Source organism: Nocardioides candidus, assembly GCF_041321175.1.
Lineage (GTDB): Bacteria > Actinomycetota > Actinomycetes > Propionibacteriales > Nocardioidaceae > Nocardioides.
Map to the genome: position 1 here is coordinate 791,071 of NZ_JBGGWC010000001.1, position 13,448 is coordinate 804,518.

The following is a 13,448-nucleotide window of genomic DNA, read 5'->3' on the forward strand; positions in this document are numbered from 1 at the left end:
GATCAGCCCCCGAGCGTCTCCTCGAGGGTGCGCGCCTTCCGGCCCGTCACCTTCTGGACGTCCTCGGTGACGTGAGCCATCGACCCGTCGGCGACGGAGGTGTAGGTGCTCACCCACGCGTCGAGCTGCCAGTCCGGCGTGCCCGGGTAGGCGGCCCGGCGCGACGCGTAGGCCTCCTCGAGGGTCTCCGGCTGGTAGGTCAGGGTGCGGCCGAGCACGGCACCCGCCCGCGTCGCGACCTCGTGCAGGTCCAGCGCCTCGGGACCGGTGAGCTCGTAGACGGCACCGGCGTGCGCCTCCGGCGCCCGGAGTACGACGGCCGCCACGTCGGCCACGTCGGCGCGGGCGACCGCCGCCAGCCGCCCGTCCCCAGCGGGGCCGCGGATCACCCCGGAGGCATCGGCGAAGAGCGGCAGCACGTCGAGGTAGAAGTTGTCGCGGAGCAGGGTGAAGGTCAGGCCGGTCGCCGCTGCGGCCGTCCGGATGGCGTCCTCGGTGTGCCAGTGGTCGCGACCCAGCGTGAAGCTCGCGTCGGGCGCGGCCGCGACGAAGGAGGTGTAGACCAGGTGGCGCACGCCGGCCGCGGCCGCGGCCTCCACCATGGTGCGGTGCTCGTCGCGCCGGGTGGCGGACTCGGCAGCGGAGACCAGGAGGAGCGTCTCGACGCCGGCGAGGGCGGCCTCGGCCGCGGCGCGGTCGTCGTAGGACGCCCGGTGCACATCGCCGCTCGTCGCTGGAGCCCTCGCCGGGTCGCGCACGACGAGACGGGGTGAGAGGTCGGCGAGGAGCTGGGCCACGCGGCCCCCGATGGACCCGGTCGCCCCGGTGATCGCGATCATGCCCGTCCCAACCACGGGCGGGCGCCGTGGATTCCGCGGCTACCGTGGCGCTCATGCGTCTGACGAAGCTCGGCCACTCCTGCGTCCGCATCGAGCACGACGGCTCGGTCGTCGTCCTCGACCCGGGGATCTTCACCGGGCCCGGTGCCACCGAGGGTGCCGACGCCGTGCTGGTCACCCACGAGCACGCCGACCACTACACGCCCGACCAGCTCCGGGCCACGGACGCGCCGATCTTCACGATCGCCGCGGTGGCCGCGCACATCGGCGAGAGCGCCCCCGACCTCGTCGAGCGGATCACCGTGGTCGCGCCGGGCGAGGACTTCACCGCGGCCGGGGTGCCGGTCACGGCGATCGGTGAGCTGCACGCGGTCATCCACCCCGAGATGGAGCGGTTCCACAACAGCGGCTACCTGCTCACCCTCGGCGACACCACCGTCTTCCACCCCGGAGATGCGCTGACGGGGCCCGGCCGGCCGGTCGACGTACTCCTGGCGCCGGTGTGCGCGCCGTGGATGAAGATCTCCGAGGGCATCGACTTCGCGCGGTCGGTCGGGGCACCGCGCAACGTGGCCATCCACGACCGGGTCTACTCCGACGCAGGGCTGGGCATCGCCGACAACCACTTCCAGCGGTTCCTGGGCGCGGCCGGCTGCGACTACGTGCGGCTGGCCGACGGCGCCGAGCTCTAGCGTCCGGCTCCTGACCCGCGTGCCCCGCAGCCGGCGCGGACCGGCATGATGGACGGATGCCTCTGCGTTCCACGCTCGCCGGTGCCGCCACCGGAGTCCTGCTCCTCGGAGGGGTCTTCGGCTTCGCCGTCGGGCTCCCGGAGTGGACCGGTGACGAGGCGTCGGCCGACACCAGCCAGGACGAGGCCGACACCACGCCGGTCGCCGACCTGCTGCCCGACCAGCTGCTCAACGGCGGCCTGGTCCCGATCGCCTCGATCGACCCTCAGTTCAAGGACCTGGCCGCGCAGGTCGCCAAGTACGGCAGCGACAAGCTGACCGACGCGTTCGGCACCGACGTCGCGGTCGGGATCTACGCGACCCCCAACATGCAGGCCCAGGTCGCGGTGACCGTCTACGACGGCGAGTCCGGGCTGTTCCTCCAGGACGGTCCGCCCGTCCCGCCGGAGATGTCGGCCAACTCCCAGACCGAGAGCGACGTCCAGAAGGTCGGCGACTCCGTCTGCATCGGCCAGTGGCAGACGCAGGCGAAGGCCAAGGACCAGCCGCCGTTCCAGGCCCAGTGCCAGCGCGTCGTCGACGGCCGCACGATCAACGTCTACGCCGCGCCCGGCATCTCGCTCGAGCAGGCCGCGCAGATCATCGACGACGTCGCCAAGCAGGGCGGCCTCGGCTAGCGCTGCAGCAGCGTCTCCTCGCCGAGCCGCTGCAGCTTCTCCGGGTTGCGCATCGCGTAGATCCGCGAGATCCGGCCGTCCTCGACGACGAAGCTCAGCGCGGTCGTCGAGCCGTCGAACGGGATGTCGAGACGCGCGCCCGGCAGGCCGTTGATCGAGATCGGCATGCCGGTGAACTCGATGTTGATCCGGTGGGCCGTGTGGAGGAAGGCCGCGACCTTCGTCGAGCCCTCGATCGGCTTGCGGGCCGCCTGCGCGATGCCGCCGCCGTCGGCCACCATGACCACGTCGGGTGCCAGCACGTCGAGCAGCGCCTGGAGGTCACCGCCCTGCACCGCGGCGAGGAACCGGTCGACCGCGGCCTGCTGCTCGCTGCGCTCCACCTGCATCCGCGGCCGTCGGGCGGCCACGTGCTCCTTCGCGCGGTGCGCGATCTGGCGTACGGCGGCGGGCGACTTGTCGATGGCCTCCGCGATCTCCTCGTACGGCGTGTCGAAGACCTCGCGCAGCACGAACACCGCACGCTCGGCCGGCCCCAGCGTCTCCAGGACGGTGAGCATCGCGATCGAGACGCTCTCGGCGAGCTCGACGTCCTCGGCCACGTCGGGCGAGGTCAGCAGCGGCTCCGGAAGCCACTCGCCGACGTACTCCTCCTTGCGCCGGCTCAGCGAGCGCAGCCGGTTGAGCGACTGGCGGGTGACGACGCGCACCAGGTAGGCGCGGGCGTCGCGCACCGTCTCGTGGTCGACCGCGGACCACCGCAGCCAGCTCTCCTGCACCACGTCCTCGGCGTCGGCGGCCGAGCCGAGCATCTCGTAGGCGACGGTGAAGAGCAGGCTGCGGTGCTCGACGAACGGGTCGGCCGCGCCGTGAGGCGTGGAGGTCACGGTCACGACCGTACGGCCTCCCTCGCCACACCCTCCGGACGCTCGGCCAGGGGCTTCAGGCCGCAGGCGGCGGCGAACCCGTCGGACTCGATGCCCAGTGCCACGTTGGGACGGGTGGTGAAGTTGGCGAAGGCGATGATCGCCGTCAGCTCCACCATCGCGGCGTTGCCGAGCTGCCCCCGCAGGCTCTCGACCATCTCGTCGGTCACCGTGACCGGGGTGTCGCTCATCGCCTCGGCGTAGGCCATCACCTCGCGCTCGAGCGGGGTGAAGACGTCGGACACGCGCCACCGCGGGACCTCGCGCGCCTTGTCGGTGTCGAGGTCCTTGTTGCGCGCCTCGAAGTAGTTGAAGTCCAGGCACCAGGTGCAGCCGATGAACGACGCGACGGCCATGTGGGCGAAGGTCTTCAGCTGCTCGTCGCAGGCGTCCCACTTCTGGATCTTGCCGCCCATGCCGCCCATGGCCATCAGCACCTTCTGGTTGTGCCAGTAGACGCCGAGCGACGTCGGCACCTGGCCGAGCGTCCTCTTGATGATGCGCTTGAACATCGCGCCCTTGAGGCCGGTGATCTCGGCTGCGGGGATGCGGGTGTCGCTCATGCTCTTCCTCCTCGGTCGGGGTGTCGGACATGAAGACACCGCGACCGAGGAGGTTGTGACACGTGGTGCCGCGGAAAGCGCTACCGCGACCTCGCAGGCTGCTCAGCTCCAGTAGACGACGACCTCGTCGCCGACCTGCACCTGCGAGAAGAGCCACGCGACGCCGTCGTAGTCACGGATGTTGACGCAGCCGTGGGAGGCGCCGGCGTAGCCGACGGTCGCGAAGTCCGAGGAGTAGTGCACGGCCTGGCCGCCGGAGAAGAACATCGCGTACGGCATCGAGGAGCCGTACAGGTGCGACACGTGGTCGGCGTCCTTGAGGTAGACGTGGAAGACGCCCTCACGGGTCGGCGTGTTGTTGATCGTCGACCCGAAGCGCGCGTCCAGCGTCTTGATCACCTTGCCGTCGATCACCCAGCGCAGCGTGCTGCTGGTCTTGTCGATGCAGAGCACGCGGCCCTCGAGGCAGCGGGGGTCCAGCGCACCGGGGGTGTTGGTCGTGGTGTTGGTCAGCTCGGCCTCGGTCGGCGCGGTGGTCATCGCGTCGAGCCGGTCCTTCGTGCGCTGGTCGACCTCCCCGGTCACCGGGATCTCGCGCTTGGCCTGGAAGCCGCGCACGGCCTCCTCGGTCACGTCGCCGTAGTAGCCGGTCACGTCGGCGTCGAACCAGTCGATCTGCGCCAGGCGCGCCTGGAGGTCGCGCACGTCGTCGCCCTGGTCGCCGGGGGAGAGGAGGGCCGGGCCGGGCTGGAGCTCGGGCTCGTCGGGCTTGTCGGGCTTGTCCGCCGGCTCCTGCTGGCCGTCCTCCTCGCCGGGCTGGTCGCCGGGCTCGTCGGCCGGGTCGACCGCCGGCCGGTCGGCCGGGTCGGCGACCGGCGCGTCGGGCGCGGGGCGGGCAGCGGTGCGCTGCCACGGCAGGTCGCCGCCCTGGGCGGCGTAGCCGACGCCGTACGCGAGACCGCAGAGGACGGCCGCGACGACGGCGACGATGCTGAGGCGACGGACGAGAGACATGGCGGGATCCTTGTGAGGTCGTGGTGCTGCGAGGTGCTTCGGTGAAGAGAGGACGCAGCAGCGGCCCGTTTGGTTGCGAGGAGATCCGCACCCCTACAGTTCGGGGGTGGCCCGCGCAGCACTCGACAAGCAGCCCGCCGACGTCCGTCGCATGTTCGACGCCGTGGCGAAGCGCTACGACATCACCAACGACGTGCTGTCGTTCGGGCAGGACCGCCGGTGGCGCCGTGAGGTGCTCGAGGCCGTGGACCCGTCGTACGGCGACCGGGTGCTCGACCTCGCCGCCGGCACCGGGACGTCGAGCCAGCCCTTCGCCGACGCGGGAGCGACCGTCGTGCCGTGCGACTTCTCCATCGGAATGCTGCAGGTCGGCAAGCAGCAGCTCCCGCACCTGCCGTTCACGGCGGGCGACGGCACCCGGCTGCCGTTCCGCGACGACACCTTCGACGCGGTGACGATCTCCTTCGGCCTGCGCAACATCGTCGACCCGGTCAAGGGGCTCGCCGAGATGCGGCGGGTGACCCGCCCCGGCGGCCGCCTCGTGGTCTGCGAGTTCAGCCACCCGACGTGGAGCCCGTGGCGCACCGTCTACCTGGAGTACCTCATGAAGGCGCTCCCCGCCGTCTCCAAGGCGGTCTCGTCCTCCCCGGACGCCTACGTCTACCTCGCCGAGTCGATCCGTGCCTGGCCCGACCAGGCCGGCCTGGCCGCGATGATCACCGAGGCCGGCTGGACCGCCCCCGAGTGGCGCAACCTGTCGGGCGGCATCGTCGCCCTCCACCGCGCCACCGCCTGACCGGACCGCGCCCCCTCGCCCACGCCGCAGCAGCGGGATTTAGAGCACGTCCCCGTGAGGTAAATCCGCAGGTCAGGGGAGCTTTCCGTCGCTTCCTGTGACCCGGACCACCCCCGTGTGCGACCGGCGCGAGGGAGTGGCAGTATGTGTCGCGCGCCACTCGTGATTCTGTTCACAATCTCACGAGTCGGGGCGTCCCAGCAGGGACCCGCACACGGGAAGGGGAGGCAGTTGGATCTCTACACGCCGGTCCTGGTCCTCGCGGCCCTCGCCGCGCTGTTCGCGGTCGGTTCGGTCGCGATGTCCGCGCTCACCGGGCCGAAGCGCTACAACCGCGCGAAGCTCGACTCCTACGAGTGCGGCATCGAGCCGACGCCCCAGGCCGTCGGCGGACGCTTCCCGGTGAAGTACTACATCACCGCGATGCTCTTCATCGTCTTCGACATCGAGATCATCTTCCTCTACCCGTGGGCCGTGTACTTCGACCAGATGTCGTGGTTCGGGCTGCTCGAGATGGTCGTCTTCATCGCCACCGTGTTCGTCGCGTACGCCTATGTCTGGCGCCGCGGCGGACTCGAATGGGACTGAGAGGTATCTGCACATGGGTCTCGAGGAGAAGCTCCCGAGCGGCGTCCTGCTGACGACCGTCGAGGGGGTCGCCGGCTACTTCCGCAAGGCCAGCTTCTGGCCCGCCACCTTCGGTCTCGCCTGCTGCGCGATCGAGATGATGACCAGCGGCGGCCCGAAGTACGACCTGGCCCGCTTCGGCATGGAGGTCTTCCGCGCCAGCCCCCGCCAGGCCGACCTGATGATCGTGGCCGGTCGCGTGAGCCAGAAGATGGCTCCCGTCCTGCGCCAGATCTACGACCAGATGGCCGAGCCCAAGTGGGTGCTCGCCATGGGCGTCTGCGCGAGCTCCGGCGGCATGTTCAACAACTACGCCGTCGTCCAGGGCGTCGACCACGTGGTCCCCGTCGACATGTACCTCCCCGGCTGCCCGCCGCGCCCGGAGATGCTGATCGACGCGATCCTCAAGCTCCACGACAAGGTCCAGAACACCCCGCTCGGTGCCAACCGCCAGGCGCAGATCCGCGAGCTGGAGGCCGAGGGCCTCGTCGCACTGCCGACCAGCGACATGAAGGGCCTCCTGCGGTGAGCGACGAGAAGCAGGTCGAGGGTCCGAAGGAGGCCGTCGAGCAGCCGGCCGTCGACCAGTCGCCCGAGAACGTCCCCGCCCCCACCGGCGAGGTCCGCCCGATCGGCGAGCGGCACGGCATGTTCGGCGTCCAGGGCACCGGCGACACCAGCGGGTACGGCGGCCTGGTGGCCCCCGTGGTCTACCCGGCGGCCGCGCAGCGGCCCTACGGCGGTTGGTTCGACGTCGTCGCCGACGGGCTGGACCCGCTGATCGAGGCGGTCGTCATCCACCGCGGCGAGATCACCTTCCACATCGCGGCGACCAACCTGGTGGCCGCGACGAGGCTGCTGCGCGACGACCCGGCGCTGCGCTTCGAGCTGTGCGCCGGCGTGAGCGGCGTGCACTACCCCGGCGACACCGGCCGGGAGCTCCACGCGGTCTACAGCTTCCTCTCGATGACCTTCAACCGGCGGATCCGGGTGGAGGTCAGCGTCCCCGACGCCGACCCGCACCTGCCCTCGATCACGCCGGTCTACCCCGCCGCCGACTGGCACGAGCGGGAGGCCTTCGACATGTTCGGGCTGATCTTCGACGGCCACCCGGCGCTGACCCGGATCCTGATGCCCGACGACTGGCCGGGCCACCCCCAGCGCAAGGACTACCCGCTCGGCGGCATCCCGGTCGAGTACAAGGGCGGCACCATCCCGCCCCCGGACCAGCGGAGGAGCTACTCATGAGCACCACCGAGGACGTCTACGCCGGCTCCAACGAGACGACCGACGGCAAGGTCTTCACCGTCTCCGGCCAGGACTGGGACGAGATCGCCGCCGGGCTCAAGGACGGAATCGGCGGCGACACTGCGGATCCAGCGGAGCGCGTCGTCGTCAACATGGGCCCGCAGCACCCCTCGACCCACGGGGTGCTCCGGCTGATCCTCGAGCTCGAGGGTGAGACGGTGACCGAGGCCCGCTGCGGCATCGGCTACCTCCACACCGGCATCGAGAAGAACATGGAGTACCGCTCCTGGGTGCAGGGCACCACGTTCTGCACGCGGATGGACTACCTGAGCCCGTTCTTCAACGAGATGACCTACGTGCTCGGCGTGGAGCGGCTGCTCGACATCGAGGACGAGATCCCCGAGAAGGCCCAGGTCATGCGGGTCCTGCTCATGGAGCTCAACCGGATCTCCTCCCACCTGGTCTGCATCGCGACCGGCGGCATGGAGATCGGCGCCCTCACCGTGATGACGATCGGGTTCCGCGAGCGCGAGCTGGTCCTCGACCTGTTCGAGCTCATCACCGGGCTGCGCATGAACCATGCGTTCATCCGTCCGGGCGGGGTCGCCCAGGACCTGCCGCCGGGTGCGCTGGAGGAGATCCGCGGGTTCGTCGCGCTGATGAAGAAGCGGCTCCCCGAGTACGCCGCCCTCTGCAACGCCAACCCGATCTTCAAGGCACGGCTCGTCGACGTCGGCCACCTCGACCTGGAGGGCTGCCTGGCCCTCGGCCTCACCGGCCCGATCCTGCGGAGCACGGGCTACCCGTGGGACCTGCGCAAGACGTCGCCGTACTCCGGCTACGAGACCTACGACTTCGACGTGCAGACCTGGGACACGTCCGACTCCTACGGCCGGTTCCGGGTGCGCCTCAACGAGATGCACGAGTCCCTCCGCATCATCGAGCAGGCGGCCGACCGCCTCGCGAAGATGGAGGGCGAGCCGGTCATGGTGGGCGACAAGAAGATCGCCTGGCCCAGCCAGCTCGCGATCGGCAGCGACGGGATGGGCAACAGCCTCGACCACATCCGCCACATCATGGGCGAGTCGATGGAGGCGCTGATCCACCACTTCAAGCTGGTGACCGAGGGCTTCCGCGTGCCGGCCGGCCAGGCCTACGTGCCGATCGAGTCGCCCCGCGGCGAGCTCGGCGCCCACGTCGTCTCCGACGGCGGCACCCGCCCGTTCCGGGCGCACTTCCGCGACCCGTCCTTCAACAACCTGCAGGCCATGGGCGTGATGAGCGAGGGCAGCATGATCGCCGACGTGATCGTCGCGGTCGCCAGCATCGACCCGGTGATGGGAGGCGTCGACAGGTGAGCGTTGCCGACAACCGGGGGCCGCGGGCCCTCGACGACAAGACGGTCGCGGAGCTCCGCGAGATCGCGGACCGCTACCCGGAGAAGCGCTCCGGCCTGCTGCCGATGCTGCACCTCGCGCAGTCGGTCGAGGGCAAGGTGACGCCGCAGGCGATCGAGACCTGCGCGGAGATCCTCGAGATCTCCCCCGCCGAGGTCAGCGGGGTCGCCACCTTCTACACGATGTACAAGCGCCACGCGGTCGGCGACTTCCACGTCGGTGTCTGCACCAACACCCTCTGCGCGGTGATGGGCGGCGACGAGATCTTCGCCCGGCTCAAGGACCACCTCGACGTCGGCAACGACGAGGTCGCCGAGAAGCGGCAGGGCGACCAGCACTCCGTGAGCCTCGAGCACGTCGAGTGCAACGCGGCCTGCGACTACGCGCCGGTGGTGATGGTCAACTGGGAGTTCATGGACAACCAGACGCCCGACAGCGCGGTGCAGATGGTCGAGGCGCTCCGCACCGGCAAGGACGTCTCGTCCACGCGCGGTCCGAGGCTCTGCACCTGGCGCGAGGCCGAGCGGGTGCTCGCCGGCTTCCCCGACGGGCGGGTGGACGAGGGGCCCACGGCCGGGCCGGCCAGCCTGGTGGGCCTGGAGATCGCCCGCGACCGTGGCTGGACCGCGCCGGACGCGCCGTCCGCGCCGGCGGTCGGGGCATCCGACTCGAAGGACGCGGCGGTCGCCGACGCCGACACCGCGCGAGCGGAGTCCGAGAGCGTCGACGAGTCCTCCGACGCCGACGAGTCGGGGGCCGAGAAGGAGGAGGCCAAGTGATGTCTCGAGACGCTCGCTCCTCGACGACCGGGAAGGGGTCACTTCGTGACTGACACCTTGACTCCCGTCCTCACCGACATGTGGGACGTCGAGCGCGGCTGGACCCTCGACGCCTACGCGGCCAAGGGCGGCTACGAGGCCGTCGACAAGGCGTTCGCGATGAGCCCGGACGACGTCATCACCGCCGTGAAGGACTCCGGCCTGCGCGGTCGCGGCGGCGCGGGGTTCCCGACCGGCATGAAGTGGTCGTTCATCCCGCAGGACAACCCGAAGCCGAAGTACCTCGTCGTCAACGCCGACGAGTCCGAGCCGGGCACCTGCAAGGACATCCCGCTGATGATGGGCAACCCGCACGTGCTCGTCGAGGGCGTGATCATCAGCTCCTACGCGATCCGCGCCAACAAGGCCTTCATCTACATCCGCGGCGAGGTGCTCCACGTCGTCCGCCGGGTGCAGGCCGCGGTCGCCGAGGCGTACGCCGCCGGGCACCTCGGCAAGGACATCCACGGATCGGGCTTCGACCTCGACGTCGTGGTCCACGCGGGTGCCGGCGCCTACATCTGCGGCGAGGAGACCGCGCTGCTCGAGGGTCTCGAGGGGCGTCGCGGCCAGCCGCGGCTCCGTCCGCCGTTCCCCGCCGTCGCGGGCCTCTACGCCAGCCCGACGGTGATCAACAACGTCGAGTCGATCGCCTCGGTGCCGAGCATCGTCGGCAACGGCGCCGCCTGGTTCGCGTCGATGGGCACCGAGAAGTCCAAGGGCTACGGGATCTTCTCGCTCTCCGGCCACGTGCAGAAGCCGGGCCAGTACGAAGCACCGCTCGGCATCACGCTGCGCGAGCTGCTCGACCTGGCCGGTGGTGTCCGGGAGGGCCACGACCTGAAGTTCTGGACGCCCGGCGGCTCGAGCACCCCGCTGCTGACCGCAGAGCACCTCGACATCCCGCTCGACTTCGAGGGCGTGGGTGCGGCCGGGTCGATGCTCGGCACGCGCGCGCTGCAGATCTTCGACGACTCGGTGTGCGTGGTGCGGGCGGTGCTGCGGTGGACCGAGTTCTACAAGCACGAGTCGTGCGGCAAGTGCACGCCCTGTCGCGAGGGCACCTGGTGGCTCGTGCAGACCCTGGCCCGCCTGGAGCGGGGGCAGGGCAGCGAGGAGGACCTCGACCTGCTGCTCGACCAGTGCGACAACATCCTCGGCCGCTCGTTCTGCGCCCTCGGCGACGGCGCGACCAGCCCGATCTCGAGCTCGATCAACTACTTCCGCGACGAGTACCTCGCGCACCTCACCCACGGTGGGTGCCCCTTCGACCCGGCCCGCTCGACGGCCTGGGCCGGCCAGGAGGTGACCGCATGACCTCCACCCCCGACAAGGTCACGGACCTGGTCAACGTCACGATCGACGGCATCCAGGTCGCCGTACCGAAGGACACGCTGGTCATCCGCGCGGCCGAGCAGGTCGGTGTCCAGATCCCGCGCTTCTGCGACCACCCCCTGCTCGCCCCCGTCGGTGCCTGCCGCCAGTGCCTGGTCGACGTCCCGGACGCGGGCAACGGCCGCGGCTTCCCCAAGCCGCAGGCCTCGTGCACGCTGCCCGTCGCCGAGGGCATGGTCGTCAACACCCAGGTCACCAGCGACGTGGCCGACAAGGCGCAGCAGGGCGTGATGGAGTTCCTGCTGATCAACCACCCGCTCGACTGCCCGGTCTGCGACAAGGGCGGCGAGTGCCCGCTGCAGAACCAGGCGATGTCCAACGGCCGCGGTGAGTCGCGCTTCGTCGGCATGCCCGGCGCCGAGGGCATCAAGCGCACCTTCCCCAAGCCGATCAACCTCTCGCCCAACGTGCTGCTCGACCGGGAGCGTTGCATCGTCTGCCAGCGCTGCACCCGGTTCGCCGAGGAGATCGCGGGCGACCCGTTCATCGAGCTCCTCGAGCGCGGCGCCGAGCAGCAGATCGGCATCGCCGAGGACGCGCCCTTCCTGTCCTACTTCTCCGGCAACGTCATCCAGATCTGCCCCGTCGGCGCGCTCACCTCGGAGCAGTACCGCTTCCGCTCGCGGCCCTTCGACCTGGTCTCGAGCCCCGGCGTGGCCGAGCACGACGCCTGCGGCTCGGCGATCCGCGTCGACCACCGCCGCGGCAAGGTCATGCGCCGCCTGGCCGGCAACGACCCCGAGGTCAACGAGGAGTGGCTGACCGACAAGGACCGGTTCGGCTTCGCCTACGCCCACGGCGACGACCGGCTCACCTACCCGCAGGTGCGGGGTGAGGACGGCGCGCTGCGCCCGGCCTCGTGGCCGGAGGCCTTCTCGGTCGCCGCCCGCGGTCTCGCTGCCGCGAAGGCGGCGGGTGGGGTCGGCGTGCTCACCGGCGGCCGGCTGACTGCCGAGGACGCCTACGCGTACAGCAAGTTCGCCCGCATCGCCCTCGGCACCAACGACATCGACTTCCGCGCCCGTCCGCTGAGCGCCGAGGAGGCCGCCTTCCTGGCCGCGCACGTTGCTCTGACGGCGCCCGGCAACGGGGGTGTGACCTACGCCGACCTCGAGTCCGCGTCGAAGATCGTCCTGGTGGGGCTCGAGCCCGAGGACGAGGCCGGCGCGATCTGGCTGCGGCTCCGCAAGAGCGTCCGCGCCGGGGGCACGCAGGTCGTCGCCCTCGCGCCCTTCACGAGCCGCGGCCTGCGCAAGCTCTCGGCGCGTGTGGTGCTGACGGCGCCCGGCGGCGAGGCCGACGGGCTCCGCTCGCTGCTCGAGAAGTCCGAGTACGGCGTCGACAGCTCCGCCGTGATCCTGGTCGGCGAGCGGCTCGCCACGGTGCCCGGCGCCCTGAGCGCCGCCGCCGAGGTCGCCGCCAAGTCCGGTGCCCGGCTGGCCTGGGTGCCGCGTCGCGCCGGCGACCGTGGTGCGATCGAGGCCGGCTGCCTGCCCACGCTGCTGCCCGGTGGCCGTCCGGTCGCCGATGCGGCAGCCCGCGTCGACGTCGCCGCTGCGTGGGGCGTCGACCAGCTGCCCGAGGCAGAGGGCCGCGACGCCGACGCGATCGTGGCGGCGCTGGTCGCCGGTGAGCTCGGCGGCCTGCTCGTCGCCGGCGTCGACCCGGCCGACACCGCCGACCCTGCCGCCACCCGCGCGGCGATCGGTGCCGCCGGCTTCGTGGTCGCGCTCGACCTGCGCGCCACCGCGGTGACCGACGTCGCCGACGTGGTCTTCCCGGTCGCCCCGGTCAGCGACAAGGCCGGCACCTTCGTCACCTGGGAGGGGCGGGTGCGACCCTTCGAGGCCGCGCTCCGTAACCCTGCCTCGCTCCCCGACCTCCGCGTCCTCGCGGGGATCGCCGAGGAGATGGGCGTCCCGCTCGGCTTCCGCACGGTCCCCGAGGCCCGCGCGGAGATGGCCCAGCTGGGGCCCTGGGACGGGGAGCGGCCGGCGCTCGGCTCACGGGGTCTCGAGACGGTCGCTAGCGCGACCTCCTCGACCAGCGGGGGCGCGAGCTCCTCGACCAGCGGGGGCGCGACCTCCTCGACCAGCGGCGAGCTGGTCCTCGCGACCTGGAAGCAGTCGATCGACAACGGCCGTATGCAGGACGGCGACAAGTACCTCCGGGCCACCGCGCGCACCCCGGTGGCGCTGGTGACCCAGGACGTCTACGACACCTACGGGCCGACGGTCACGCTGACCGGTGACCGTGGGTCGGTGACGTTGCCGGCGGAGGTCGCCCCCGACCTGGTCGACGGCGTGGTGTGGGTGCCGGCCGACTCGTTCGGCGCCGGGGTGCTCGACGACCTGGCCTCGCCGGGCAGTCGCGTGCGAGTCGAGGGAGGACAGTTATGACCGCCAACCTGATCGCGCTCGCGGCGGACAACACCCAGGAGCTGCCCGCGTTCGGCC

General features: G+C 71.2%; 14 protein-coding genes. 10 read left to right on the plus strand and 4 right to left on the minus strand.

Going from position 1 to position 13,448, the window contains the following annotated elements; all coding sequences use genetic code 11:
* Positions 1 to 2: 2 nt before the first annotated feature.
* Complete coding sequence (locus tag ACAX67_RS03870; protein ID WP_370702493.1) at positions 3 to 839, minus strand: NmrA family NAD(P)-binding protein; 837 nt, start codon at positions 837 to 839, stop codon at positions 3 to 5.
* Positions 840 to 892: 53 nt separating this feature from the next.
* Here ACAX67_RS03870 and ACAX67_RS03875 point away from each other — a divergent pair, with 53 nt between their 5' ends.
* The gene (locus ACAX67_RS03875) at positions 893 to 1,531 is read left to right on the plus strand and encodes an MBL fold metallo-hydrolase (protein ID WP_370702494.1); all 639 of its coding nucleotides are present in this window, start codon (positions 893 to 895) and stop codon (positions 1,529 to 1,531) included.
* Positions 1,532 to 1,587: 56 nt separating this feature from the next.
* Positions 1,588 to 2,208: a hypothetical protein gene (locus tag ACAX67_RS03880; RefSeq protein WP_370702495.1), complete on the plus strand. Its 621-nt coding sequence runs from the start codon at positions 1,588 to 1,590 to the stop codon at positions 2,206 to 2,208.
* On the opposite strand, the gene ACAX67_RS03885 is transcribed toward ACAX67_RS03880, so the two are convergent.
* The 3 genes from ACAX67_RS03885 to ACAX67_RS03895 all read right to left on the minus strand — a co-directional run bounded on the left by ACAX67_RS03885 (position 2,205) and on the right by ACAX67_RS03895 (position 4,711).
* Positions 2,205 to 3,101, minus strand: coding sequence for an RNA polymerase sigma-70 factor (locus tag ACAX67_RS03885; protein WP_370702496.1), 897 nt, complete (start codon positions 3,099 to 3,101; stop codon positions 2,205 to 2,207). The genes ACAX67_RS03880 and ACAX67_RS03885 overlap by 4 nt on opposite strands.
* Positions 3,098 to 3,697: a carboxymuconolactone decarboxylase family protein gene (locus ACAX67_RS03890; RefSeq protein ID WP_370702497.1), complete on the minus strand. Its 600-nt coding sequence runs from the start codon at positions 3,695 to 3,697 to the stop codon at positions 3,098 to 3,100. The genes ACAX67_RS03885 and ACAX67_RS03890 overlap by 4 nt, the downstream gene beginning before the upstream one ends.
* A gap of 102 nt (positions 3,698 to 3,799) precedes the next feature.
* Complete coding sequence (locus ACAX67_RS03895; protein ID WP_370702498.1) at positions 3,800 to 4,711, minus strand: L,D-transpeptidase family protein; 912 nt, start codon at positions 4,709 to 4,711, stop codon at positions 3,800 to 3,802.
* Positions 4,712 to 4,817: 106 nt separating this feature from the next.
* On the opposite strand from ACAX67_RS03895, the gene ACAX67_RS03900 reads away from it, so the two are divergent.
* From ACAX67_RS03900 to ACAX67_RS03935, 8 genes are all read left to right on the plus strand, one after another.
* Positions 4,818 to 5,507, plus strand: coding sequence for a demethylmenaquinone methyltransferase (locus ACAX67_RS03900; RefSeq protein WP_370702499.1), 690 nt, complete (start codon positions 4,818 to 4,820; stop codon positions 5,505 to 5,507).
* A gap of 231 nt (positions 5,508 to 5,738) precedes the next feature.
* Positions 5,739 to 6,095, plus strand: a complete 357-nt coding sequence (locus ACAX67_RS03905) for an NADH-quinone oxidoreductase subunit A (protein WP_370702500.1) — start codon at positions 5,739 to 5,741, stop codon at positions 6,093 to 6,095.
* A gap of 13 nt (positions 6,096 to 6,108) precedes the next feature.
* Positions 6,109 to 6,663, plus strand: coding sequence for a NuoB/complex I 20 kDa subunit family protein (locus ACAX67_RS03910; RefSeq protein ID WP_370702501.1), 555 nt, complete (start codon positions 6,109 to 6,111; stop codon positions 6,661 to 6,663).
* 119 nt (positions 6,664 to 6,782) lie between these two features.
* Positions 6,783 to 7,382: an NADH-quinone oxidoreductase subunit C gene (locus ACAX67_RS03915; protein ID WP_527891005.1), complete on the plus strand. Its 600-nt coding sequence runs from the start codon at positions 6,783 to 6,785 to the stop codon at positions 7,380 to 7,382.
* The gene (locus ACAX67_RS03920) at positions 7,379 to 8,740 is read left to right on the plus strand and encodes an NADH-quinone oxidoreductase subunit D (protein WP_370702503.1); all 1,362 of its coding nucleotides are present in this window, start codon (positions 7,379 to 7,381) and stop codon (positions 8,738 to 8,740) included. The genes ACAX67_RS03915 and ACAX67_RS03920 overlap by 4 nt, the downstream gene beginning before the upstream one ends.
* Entirely contained in the window at positions 8,737 to 9,558 is an 822-nt protein-coding gene (gene nuoE, locus ACAX67_RS03925; protein ID WP_370702504.1) for an NADH-quinone oxidoreductase subunit NuoE, read from the plus strand. Before ACAX67_RS03920 ends, nuoE begins: the two co-directional genes overlap by 4 nt.
* Positions 9,559 to 9,603: 45 nt before the next feature.
* Complete coding sequence (gene nuoF / locus ACAX67_RS03930) at positions 9,604 to 10,914, plus strand: NADH-quinone oxidoreductase subunit NuoF (RefSeq protein WP_370702505.1); 1,311 nt, start codon at positions 9,604 to 9,606, stop codon at positions 10,912 to 10,914.
* Positions 10,911 to 13,391 (plus strand): NADH-quinone oxidoreductase subunit G, encoded by a 2,481-nt coding sequence (locus tag ACAX67_RS03935; RefSeq protein ID WP_370702506.1) that lies wholly within the window; start codon positions 10,911 to 10,913, stop codon positions 13,389 to 13,391. Before nuoF ends, ACAX67_RS03935 begins: the two co-directional genes overlap by 4 nt.
* Positions 13,392 to 13,448 lie beyond the last annotated feature (57 nt).

Bases quoted from the DNA above. Each gene is read 5' to 3' on its own strand.
- ACAX67_RS03870 (WP_370702493.1), bottom strand. From the start codon at position 839: ATGATCGCGATCACCGGGGCGACCGGGTCCATCGGGGGCCGCGTGGCC.
- ACAX67_RS03875 (WP_370702494.1), top strand. From the start codon at position 893: ATGCGTCTGACGAAGCTCGGCCACTCCTGCGTCCGCATCGAGCACGAC.
- ACAX67_RS03880 (WP_370702495.1), top strand. From the start codon at position 1,588: ATGCCTCTGCGTTCCACGCTCGCCGGTGCCGCCACCGGAGTCCTGCTC.
- ACAX67_RS03890 (WP_370702497.1), bottom strand. From the start codon at position 3,697: ATGAGCGACACCCGCATCCCCGCAGCCGAGATCACCGGCCTCAAGGGC.
- ACAX67_RS03895 (WP_370702498.1), bottom strand. From the start codon at position 4,711: ATGTCTCTCGTCCGTCGCCTCAGCATCGTCGCCGTCGTCGCGGCCGTC.
- ACAX67_RS03910 (WP_370702501.1), top strand. From the start codon at position 6,109: ATGGGTCTCGAGGAGAAGCTCCCGAGCGGCGTCCTGCTGACGACCGTC.
- ACAX67_RS03915 (WP_527891005.1), top strand. From the start codon at position 6,783: ATGTTCGGCGTCCAGGGCACCGGCGACACCAGCGGGTACGGCGGCCTG.
- ACAX67_RS03920 (WP_370702503.1), top strand. From the start codon at position 7,379: ATGAGCACCACCGAGGACGTCTACGCCGGCTCCAACGAGACGACCGAC.
- ACAX67_RS03935 (WP_370702506.1), top strand. From the start codon at position 10,911: ATGACCTCCACCCCCGACAAGGTCACGGACCTGGTCAACGTCACGATC.